Source organism: Psychroserpens sp., assembly GCF_047633235.1.
Taxonomy (GTDB): Bacteria; Bacteroidota; Bacteroidia; order Flavobacteriales; family Flavobacteriaceae; genus Psychroserpens.
Genome location: NZ_JBLIET010000032.1, coordinates 22,494 through 33,690, shown reverse-complemented (window position 1 = coordinate 33,690; position 11,197 = coordinate 22,494). Strand labels below are relative to the sequence as shown.

The 11,197-nt window shown below is 33.8% G+C and carries 8 protein-coding genes and 1 tRNA gene; 1 reads left to right on the top strand and 8 read right to left on the bottom strand.

Annotation, left to right across the window (positions count from 1 at the left end):
* The first annotated feature begins 122 nt into the window (after positions 1–122).
* On the top strand, positions 123–623 hold the full coding sequence (locus ACJAZK_RS10900; RefSeq protein WP_415223991.1) for a DUF456 domain-containing protein: 501 nt from the start codon (positions 123–125) through the stop codon (positions 621–623).
* A gap of 266 nt (positions 624–889) precedes the next feature.
* On the opposite strand, the gene ACJAZK_RS10895 is transcribed toward ACJAZK_RS10900, so the two are convergent.
* The 8 genes from ACJAZK_RS10895 to dnaE all read right to left on the bottom strand — a co-directional run bounded on the left by ACJAZK_RS10895 (position 890) and on the right by dnaE (position 11,021).
* Positions 890–1,558, bottom strand: a complete 669-nt coding sequence (locus ACJAZK_RS10895; RefSeq protein WP_415223990.1) for a response regulator — start codon at positions 1,556–1,558, stop codon at positions 890–892.
* 5 nt (positions 1,559–1,563) lie between these two features.
* On the bottom strand, positions 1,564–3,585 hold the full coding sequence (locus tag ACJAZK_RS10890; RefSeq protein WP_415223989.1) for an ATP-binding protein: 2,022 nt from the start codon (positions 3,583–3,585) through the stop codon (positions 1,564–1,566).
* Between the two features lie 114 nt (positions 3,586–3,699).
* Complete coding sequence (locus ACJAZK_RS10885) at positions 3,700–3,870, bottom strand: hypothetical protein (RefSeq protein ID WP_415223988.1); 171 nt, start codon at positions 3,868–3,870, stop codon at positions 3,700–3,702.
* A 544-nt stretch (positions 3,871–4,414) separates the two neighbouring features.
* Positions 4,415–4,488 (bottom strand) — tRNA-Asp (locus ACJAZK_RS10880).
* Positions 4,489–4,564: 76 nt separating this feature from the next.
* Positions 4,565–5,494 (bottom strand): DUF58 domain-containing protein, encoded by a 930-nt coding sequence (locus ACJAZK_RS10875; RefSeq protein ID WP_415223987.1) that lies wholly within the window; start codon positions 5,492–5,494, stop codon positions 4,565–4,567.
* Between the two features lie 32 nt (positions 5,495–5,526).
* The gene (locus ACJAZK_RS10870) at positions 5,527–6,069 is read right to left on the bottom strand and encodes a ClpP family protease (RefSeq protein WP_415223986.1); all 543 of its coding nucleotides are present in this window, start codon (positions 6,067–6,069) and stop codon (positions 5,527–5,529) included.
* 91 nt (positions 6,070–6,160) lie between these two features.
* Entirely contained in the window at positions 6,161–6,478 is a 318-nt protein-coding gene (gene trxA / locus ACJAZK_RS10865; protein ID WP_028871373.1) for a thioredoxin, read from the bottom strand.
* A 154-nt stretch (positions 6,479–6,632) separates the two neighbouring features.
* Positions 6,633–11,021: a DNA polymerase III subunit alpha gene (gene dnaE / locus ACJAZK_RS10860; protein WP_415223985.1), complete on the bottom strand. Its 4,389-nt coding sequence runs from the start codon at positions 11,019–11,021 to the stop codon at positions 6,633–6,635.
* Positions 11,022–11,197: the final 176 nt, after the last annotated feature.

Here is an 11,197-nt window from a genome sequence, read left to right as displayed (position 1 = left end):
AGTATTCAGTATTCAGTATTCAGTAAATATAACTAAAAGATTAGTTCAAACTAAATATTTAGTTTAAAATGTAACAACTTTAACATTTTGACGTCTTACTAGCAGATTAGTAAACACTTACAATGGACATTTTTTTAGTCATTTTGGCTGCTTTTTTTATGGTAATAGGAATCATAGGTAGTTTCCTCCCTGTTTTACCAGGTCCTTTAACCAGTTGGATTGGTTTACTCATCTTTCATTTAACAGATGTCGTGCCAATGAATTGGACCTTTTTAATCATTACCTTAATTATTGCATTGGGCATATGGATATTGGATTATATCATTCCTGCTCTAGGAACCAAACGTTTTGGAGGAACAAAAGCGGGTATGATAGGAACCTCTATTGGATTAGTCATTGGCTTAATAGCACCAATTCCTGGAGGTATTATTATTGGGCCATTCTTTGGTGCATTAATTGGAGAACTTTTAAATAAAGCTAGAATGGATACCGCTATAAAAGCAGCATTTGGGTCGTTTCTAGGTTTTATCGCTTCAACCTTCATAAAGTTCATAGTAGCACTGATCTTTTTAGGTTTCTTTATGGTCAAGGTTTATGAGTATATGGATGTAATCTTTCGTTAAAATTTGAGACCAAACTAGAGATGGTATAAAAAGAAAAAACCTAACACTTGTTGAGAAGTGCTAGGTTAATTTTCTTTGCTATTAATTCAACAAATTACTTAGAGGGATTAAAATATCTTTGCTGACTTGGTCAAATGTATCTTATATAAACAACTTTTTATTACGGAAAAACCGCAAACATGATGTGGAAAAACCGTAGTTTATAGAAATAGCAGTAGTTTCAAGAGGTTTAAAAAACCATAAAAACAAAAAATTTAACAGTTTTTCTAGAGAAATCCTTTTTTTCGAGCTTCATTTATTAAGGATTCATCCTTACCATCGGTGATTGAAAACAAGATTTTGAGTTGTTTCTTTCGTTTTTCAATAGCACTCATTGACAAATCTATATACTCTGTTAGGCTTCTAGTCTTAATCCCTTGCGATAATAAATGAAGAATCTTGCGATTAATTTCATCTACATAGATTTCATTAACAACAGATTTATTTAAAAAGGTACTGACAGTACTACTATAATATGGTGGATCAATTAATATGTGATGAAAAGCCTCAGCCAATTCGCTTGATGTTAAATCACTTTTAATTAAAAACCCGTCGGGATTTATTTCTTTTACAATATTATGAATGCGATAAGACTCGTTAAACATGGTTAAAATAACCACTTTAGCATTGGGCATTTTATTACGAGAGATCTTTGCTAAATCTTCACCAGAAGTAATCTTACCATCTGCAGAAGGCGGTAAACTGATGTCAAAAAAACAAACATCATAAGGACGCTCATTTGCCGCTTTTTCCATGAGTAAATTCGCAGCATCACAAGTATTGGCAGTATCAATGACCAAAACTTGATTATCTTTTTTAGTTGCCATCAAAGTGTTTTGATAGCCTTCTATAATGATTGGATGGTCATCAACCATTAAAATATGAATGTGTTGCATTATGTCTAATTTTTGTAAGGTATAGTAATTATGACTTCCGTCCCTTTATTTGCTTCAGAACGAAATTGTGCATTCCCTTTAACTTCTTCAACTCTAGAATTTATATTTTTAATCCCAATTCCTTTTTTACTTTTGCTGATATTAAAACCATCTCCATCGTCAACAATCAACAAGCAAATTACACTATTTTTCAATTCAACACTAATTTTAACCATTTTAGCATTCGCATGTTTATAAATATTTTGAAGTGACTCTTGAATGATCCTATAAATATTAATTTTAGTTTTATTGGGAACCATTTCCCAATGAATGTCATCTGTAAAATCAAAATGAGATTGCAATTGGTAGGCATTTGTTTGTTTCTCTATTAACTCTGAAACAATATCCATAAAACCTGATCCAGATACAAAATCTGTACTTAGATCATGTGACACTTTACGAATATCATCCTCTATAACCTTAAGCTCAGTTATATACGTAGCGCGTTTACTAATGGCATCTTTTCCTTCGGAAAAATTAAAGCTATCCAAACTGAGCCTTGTCCCAAATAATCGTCCCAAAATACCATCGTGAAGCTCTTTTGAAATTCTTTTTTTCTCACTAGCTCTTGCTTCATCAACTTTATCTTGTTGTAAGAGCATCAAATTATAAATATCCTCATTCGCTTTTTGTTGATCCTTTTCAAATTTAAGTTCTTTATTTTTTTCGCGTTGTTTTACAATGATATAGAGAAAAAACAATGTGATTAATAAGCCTCCAGAAATCACTAATAACCAAATAAGCTGTTGAGACATTTTCTCATTGGCTTCCTCAATTTTATCGGTTTCAAATTCTATTCTAGCAAATTTATTTCTGACGTTTCGCTCAACATGAAGTAAACTGTCACTGAGTTTAATATGCTCGTTTAAATACGCTTTACCATCCTCACCTTCTTTTAATTCAGAAAGAACTTTCAAAGCATCTAATAAAATTTCATTGGAAGATGTTTCCTTGGCTAATTTATAAGATATATTAGCATATTTTAATGATGAATCTTGCTGTTTTTGTTGTAAATAAAATTTAGATACATCAATACTAACTTGAAGTTTAATTATAGGATCGTTTAACCTATTACTAATACTAAATGCTTCGTTAAAAAGAGCTTGTATATTACCGTAGTCGTCATAACCTGCAACAAGCCTAGTGTAAGCATAATTATCTAATACTAATGGATAAAAAGTGGGATCGTACTCATCATAATCTTCTCTTATATCAATCAAACTTTTATAAAGCTTAAGAGCTTCTTTATAATTTTCTTTTTCTCTATAAACGAAAGCTTTATTATTTATGGAGAAAATTTTATTATAAAAGCCGTTGGACATTTCATCGCTTACAGATTCTGCTATGTCATGGTATTCTAATGATTTATCAAACGCTCCAAGTTTTAAAGAAATAATACCTAATACATTATTTAAGCTCCACAAATGTGATAAGTTGTAATCATTTCTAGGTAACGTTTCATAGATCCTAATAGCTTGTATAGCACTTTCTTCACTGCCTATATAATCTTGCTCTACATTTTGAATGTCTGAAATTGCTGAAAGAATAAATCCCTGCTGATTTGCATTTTTTATTGTCTGATAAAATTTTAATGATTTAGAAAAATAATAATACGCACTGTCATTCTGATATTGAAAATAATGAGACTGACCTAAATTTAAATAAGCAGATGCGACTGACAAAGTATCACTTATTTGCTCAGCTTTAGCTAAATTTTGCCGGCTTAAATGAGTATATAAATCATAGTTTTCTTGATCTAAATAAATTAAGGATAATGTTTTTCTTGCAGAGAGAACTAAACTATCTGTACCAATCTCTTGAGCGAGTTCTAAGGCTTGCTTCCCATATTTCTCTCGCTCTATTGAAGTTAAGCGATAATCTTTAGACTTTTGTTTTAAATCAGTAAATCTATTTTGATCAACCTGACTAAAGCCAAGTTGCATAAAAAGCAATGGAATAAGGGTATTTATGACTAATTTATTTCTCAATCTATTTGTATTATGTACAAATCAAAAATAGGGTAAATAATTGAGAGTTTTAGTTATAAAAAAACACCAATTCTAAAGAAGAGTTGATGCTTATATGTCTTAACAGAGAAACTATTATCCCTGCTCTGCTCTGATTCTTTTTGTTTTAGCATGCGCTAACAAATCGTACTGTTTCTGTGTTTTATATGTTGGTCCATCAGAATCAGCAACAGCATCACTGCTTTGTCCAGATACCGTTAACAATAATACAGCTAGTAATAACAAAGTAATTTTTAGGGTCTTCATGTTAATCAATTTTAGGGATTATATATTCAATTTTAATTATGTTAATAATAAAACAGCATAAAAATGCCAATTCGAGGGATGAATGGATTATTAACTTTTGGCATAACAATACCAAAAAAATTGAGGGATGTTCATATGCCAAACGACATAAAAACCTAAAATGGATTAAAAAATACCTTTATAAGTGTATTAGGGGCTTAAGAAGGAAGACAAACATACTACTATTTTTGAGAATATCAAATAAAAATCCGATAAAATGTAATATTATTGCGTTCAAATACTCTTTTTTAGCAAAAAACTGTTGATTAAATGTTGATAAGTTTCTTTCACAATACAACATTCACTCAAAAACATCGTAAAACAAAAAAGCATCCCGATTTTCTTATTCAGAAAAAAGGAAAGCTTCTCATCGGTAAGAACTCAACAACATTGAGTTTCTCACAACTCTCAATCCCGATAGTTATCGAAAATGAGAACAACACAACTTCGTTTAATTGCTAAAAAAAAGCCCCAATTTCTTGAAGCTTTAGTTTTACAATTTTAGCGGTCTGGACGGGACTCGAACCCGCGACCTTCGCCGTGACAGGGCGACATTCTAACCAGCTGAACTACCAGACCGTTGCTTTATTGCGAGGGCAAATATACATTCGATTTTTAATATCACAAATGTTTTTGCAAGATTTTTGTCAAAAATTTAAATAAATTTTTGACGCTCCACCATGTACGTCGTCAAGATCTTATCAAAGGACTTATTTATATCGGCTTCAACGTATTTAATTTGATATTGGCCGCACTTTAATTTGATACTCTTAAAGTAATCATATACAGCGCTTTCATACCCTTCCTTTAATGTGTCTGGATATAAATTAATGAATTCATTAGTCTCTACATCAACAAATCGCTTAGGTGTATTATCAAAATTAAACTTCAATTCTTTTTCTTTATCAATGACATGAAATAAGACAACTTCATGTTTATTATGCTTAAGATGTCTTAAGGCTTCAAACAATTTAACCTCATCGGTCGATGTTTGAAACATATCTGTAAAAAAGAAAATAAGAGATCTTCTATGTATATTCTCTGCAATTTGATGCAAATACGTATGGGTTTCAGTTTGCTTATTTAGCTGCTTTGACACTAGCATTTTACTTAATTCAGCCAATAACATTTGATGATGACGTTCACTTCCTTTCTCTGGAGAATAATAATCATATGCATCACTGTAAATACTCATACCAACTGCATCTCGTTGCTTTTTTAATATATGCATTAATGATGCCGAAGCCAATGCAGAAAAACCTATTTTATTTAAATTTGAAATACTAAAATCTTTTTTCTCAGGGTAGTGCATCGAGCTACTGTTATCTACAATAAGATGACAACGTAAGTTCGTTTCATCGTCATAACGTTTTGTGTACAGCTTATCAGTCTTAGCATAAAGCTTCCAGTCAATATGACGCGTACTTTCTCCTTGGTTATAGATTTTATGTTCAGCAAACTCAGCAGAGAATCCATGAAACGGACTCTTATGCATACCAGCAATAAAACCCTCAACAACTTGCTTAGCGAGTAGCTCCAAGTTTTTAAAACCTCCTGATTTGTTGAGTTCTGCTTGTAAGTTCATTTATTTATCAATTTCCAAAGAAAAAAAATTAATTAAATTATGCCGTCCACAATTCCATAGGCTTTAGATTCATCTGCTCCCATCCAATGATCACGATTAAAATCTTTCATCACCTTTTCGAAATCTTGTCCGCAATTATCTGCTAAAATTTTAGCACTCAATTCTTTTGTTTTCAAAATTTCTTGTGCTGTAATTTCAATATCACTGGCTTGTCCGCGAGCTCCTCCACTTGGTTGGTGAATCATAACTCTCGCATGTGGTTGGATAAAACGTTTTCCTTTGGTACCCACAGATAATAAAATGGATCCCATTGATGCTGCTAATCCAGTACAAATCGTCGACACATCACTGTTTAATGATTTAATACAATCATACATCGCAAATCCAGAGGTTACATATCCTCCAGGACTATTTATATAGAGGTGTATATCTTTAGTGTCTAAAGAGTCTAAATAAAATAAACGGTCAATGACATGCTTGGCCGATTTATCATCCACCATTCCCCAAAGAAACACTTTGCGTTCTTCTAATAATTTACTATCAATTAAGTCTTGCGCTTTTACTTGCTTACTCATATGTTTTTATCTTATTTCTTAATATTAGTTAAAAATAAAAAAAGGTACACCATACTGGCAGACCTTTTATCAATTCTTTATGAAATATATTTTACAATAAAGCGTCGATTGCATCAGAATACGCGTTTTTAGGCGCTACTCCAACCTGTCTTCCAACAACTTCTCCGTTTTGGAATACTAAAACCGTAGGAATGTTTCTTACTCCGTACTTGGCAGCAAATTCTTGATTTGCATCCACATCTACTTTGCCTACGACAGCTTTACCCTCGTATTCAGTGCTAATTTCGTCAATGATTGGTCCAACCATTCTACATGGTCCACACCAAGCAGCCCAGAAATCAACCACTACTGGCTTATCACTCTTTAATACTATTTCTTCAAAATTCGCATCTGTTATTTCTAATGCCATAATTATATATTCTTAATGTTTAACTTCAATTTATTTTAATACACAAAATTAGTCAAAAATTTTGCAAAACCTTACAGTGGCAGTATTTGTTTTGATTATGAGGCCATTGACTTATGTAATATAATAGGTATTTCAAAAAACAAATAAAATATGACTAATTCAACTTATACATCACATTCTGAGCTGTCAACTCATCCAACAGTTCTTGTGAAATCCTAATTTTCTGTTTACGGCTAGGCATATTAAGTTTTATCTTTTCAGCATTATCATAGACAACGAAATTGAGTACTTTTTCTCCTGAATGCATTCTAAACAAATCTTGTAATACTGAAATCCTCTCCTCTTGTAAATCCTTTATATTTAATTGAATTGACAGCTTCTTAGCATAAGTATCCATGACATCGTGCAACAACTGAAAACTATTAAACTGAAGTCTTGGATCACTCTTTTTACCTGTTTCTCTGTTGACCCAACCTTCTCTTACAAAAGATTTCACATATACAAAACTATTTTTAACGAGGAAGTGTCGGTACTTAAGATACTCTTCTCCAAAGATTCTGAACTCAAAATTATCTGTATAATCTTCAACCATAAAAATAGCCCAACCTTTTCCTTGTTTACTTACCCGATGTTGTACATCTGTAACGACACCTCCAAAGGTTATTTCACGATTAACATAATTCCCCATTTCATTAAAAAACGCAAGACTTCCACTACAAAAAGTTTTCATTTCCACTTTAAAATCATCCAAAGGATGACCAGAGATATAAACACCTACAACTTCCTTTTCTTGAGCTAGTTTTTCCATGGTTCCCCATTCTTCGGAAGGCGGAACAAGGGGTTCTGCTATTTGGACATCACTTGCTGCACCAAACAGACTAACTTGCGAGGAGTTTTCGTTTTCTTGGTGTTTAGCACCATATTTAATTGCTTTTTCTAAAAAGGTAATACCATCACCTTCATCTTGAAAATACTGTGCACGATGAGTGTCTCCAAAGCCATCGAAACCTCCTGCTAAAGCTAAATTTTCAAATGCTTTTTTATTAGCTGCGCGTAAATCTATACGTTTTGATAAATCGAAAATAGACTTGTAATGACCGTTTTCTTTGCGGTTTGCAACAATTGTTTTTACTGCGCCATGACCTACACCTTTGATCGCTCCCATACCAAAACGAACAGCGCCATCTTGGTTCACTGAAAACTTGTAATACGACTCATTAACATCTGGTCCTAAAACGGCCATTCTCATGCGCTTACACTCTTCCATAAAGAAAGTCACCTGCTTAATGTCATTCATATTATTTGAAAGCACTGCTGCCATATATTCTGCAGGATAATGTGCTTTTAAATAGGCTGTTTGATAAGCAATCCAAGCGTAGCAGGTAGAATGCGATTTATTAAATGCGTAACTGGCAAACGCTTCCCAATCTTTCCAAACCTTTTCTAAAACTTTAGCATCATGACCTTTAGCACTTGCTTGCTCAATAAATTTCGGTTTCATCTTATCCAAAACCGCAATTTGCTTTTTACCCATCGCTTTTCTCAAAACATCGGCTTCACCTTTTGTAAAATCTGCTAATTTTTGGGATAATAACATGACTTGCTCTTGGTAAACTGTAATCCCGTAAGTTTCTTTGAGATACTCTTCCATTGCTGGTAAATCATACTCAATATCTTCATCACCATGTTTACGTCTAACAAAACTTGGAATATACTCCATTGGACCTGGACGATACAAGGCATTCATTGCAATGAGATCTTCAAAAACAGTAGGTTTTAAATCTTTAAGGTGTTTTTGCATTCCAGGAGATTCATATTGGAATACACCAACAGTTTCTCCTTTTTGGAATAACTCATACGTCTTTTCATCATCCAACGGAAAAGTATCTGGATCTAATAAAATATCGTGCTTTGCTTTAACAATTTTAACGGTATCCTTTATTAAGGTCAATGTTTTTAACCCAAGAAAATCCATCTTAAGTAGACCGGCATCTTCAACCACTGAGTTATCAAACTGAGTCACATATAAATCTGAATCTTTTGCTAAGGCGACAGGAACGAATTTGGTAATATCATCTGGTGTAATAATAACGCCGCAAGCATGAATTCCAGTATTTCTTACTGAGCCTTCAAGCGATCTTGCCAGCTTTATAGTTTCAGCATCTAGACCGTCACCATCTGCTATATTGAGTAATTCATTTACTTTTTCTAAATCTTCTGCTCTAAAGGTGCTTCCCAGCTCTTTTTCCGATAGGCCAAAAATCTTATTCAGTTTTGACATGGTTGGAATTAACTTCGCAATGCGATCTGCCTCAAATAAAGGTAAATCCAATACTCTTGCTGTATCACGGATTGATGATTTTGCAGCCATCGTTCCGTAAGTAATAATTTGAGCGACCTGACTTGAACCATATTTATTAATCACATAATCCATGACACGACTTCGACCTTCATCATCAAAATCAATATCAATATCTGGCATACTTACACGATCTGGATTTAAGAAACGCTCAAAAAGCAAGTCGTACTTTAGGGGATCTATATTCGTAATCCAAAGGCAATATGCAACCACAGATCCTGCTGCAGATCCACGACCCGGACCAACCGAAACGTCCATATTTCGAGCTTCCCGAATAAAATCTTCAACAATCAAAAAGTAACCAGGATAGCCTGTGTTTTCAATAACGCTCAGCTCAAAGTCAAGACGCTCAGTAACTTCATCACTTAATTCTTCTCCGTATCGTTTTTTAGCACCTACGAATGTTAAATGTTTTAAAAACGCATTTTCTCCACGTTTTCCTTTATCAGCTATATCAGCAGTATCTTTAAACTCATCAGGAATATCGAAAGCTGGCAATAATACATCTCTAGCGAGTTGATAGACCTCTACTTTATCAACAACCTCTTGGATATTTGTAATCGCCTCAGGAATATCTCTAAAGAGAGCTTTCATCTCTTCTGAAGATTTGAAATAATACTCTTGATTTGGCATCCCATAACGATAACCACGACCACGACCAATTGGTGTCGCTTGTTTTTCGCCATCCTTAACACACAATAAAATATCGTGTGCATTGGCATCTTCTTGCTTACAGTAATACGTATTATTACTTGCTAAAAGCTTCACCTCATGTTTTTGAGCCAATTTAACAAGTACAGGATTGACACGGTTTTCATCTTCTTGATTGTGACGCATGAGTTCTACATACAAATCATCTCCAAACTCTTGTTTCCACCAAACTAAGGCCTCTTCAGCCTGATTTTCACCAACATTCAAAACTTTACTCGGTACTTCTCCATAAAGATTTCCTGTCAAACAAATTAAATCTTCTTTATATTGCTGAATGAGTTTTTTATCAATTCTAGGCAAGTAGTAAAACCCGTCTACAAAACCATGAGAAGACAGCTTTGCTAAGTTGTGATAACCCTTTTTATTCTTAGCAATTAAGACAATTTGATAGCCATTATCTTTTCGAGATTTATTCGTGTGATCTTCACAAACAAAAAACTCACAACCTAAAATAGGCTTGATTTCTTTTAAAACTGATGTTTCACCTTTCTCTAACGCCTCAGCCTTTTTAGCTACTACAGATTTATTATGATTATTCACCGCTTTTACAAAATGAAATGCGCCCATCATATTAGCATGATCAGTCAATGCAACTGCAGGCATCTCTTGCTCTGCAGCAGCAGCAACTAAATCTGTAATACTTATGGTTGATTGCAATACCGAAAACTGCGAATGGTTATGAAGATGTACAAATTCAACATCTGCAAGACCCGAAATATTCTCTTTTATTTCTGCTTCGGAAATATCAACTGCTTGCAACTTCTGGAGTCGCGCATTGATTTTAGCACTTTCCTTTTTGAGGTTGATGTGCTTTAATCCAATGAGCTGAATCGTTTGCGGATTCTTCTCATTAAAATTCTGAAAATAATCAGGCTCAACGTCTAGTTGTTCTTTTGTGTATTCACCTAAGCGTAACAATTCGAAAAAGCAACGTGTTGTTGCTTCAACATCTGCAGTTGCATTATGCGCCTCTGAGAATGGTTTATTAAATAAAAATTGATGTAATTCTGTAAGGGTTGGTAGTTTAAACTTTCCGTAGCGACCTCCAGGAAGTTGACAAAGTGAAGCAGTGTGCTCTGTACAAGTATCCAAAACCGGTAGCTCCTGAAGCTGGTTTACGACATCTTCTCTGACAAACTCTGCTCCCATTATATTGAGATCGAATTTTACATTTTGACCAACAACAAATTTGGTCTTTGACAGCGCCACATTGAATTTCTCTAATACTTCTTGAAGTGGGATCCCTCGCTCTTGCGCCAACTCGGTAGAAATACCATGTATTTTTTCAGCATCATATGGAATATTAAACCCCTCCGGTTTCACCAAATAATCCTGATGATCGACACAGTTACCCATCTCATCATGTAATTGCCAAGCAATCTGAATACATCTTGGCCAATTATCTACATCTGTGATTGGTGCGTCCCAACGTTTTGGTAATCCTGTGGTTTCGGTATCGAAAATTAAATACATGCGGTTTAGAGTTGTTTTTTTCGCAAAGACGCAAAGCTGATTGTGACCAGTCTTAAGTATTATGAACGAATACTAAAGCCTTATGGTTTTCAAGTAAAATTAATAAAAAATAGCTGATAAAAACACGAAGAAACTACTTTTCTTTTTAGTGAAGTTATGAAGAGTTTAAAAAAAAA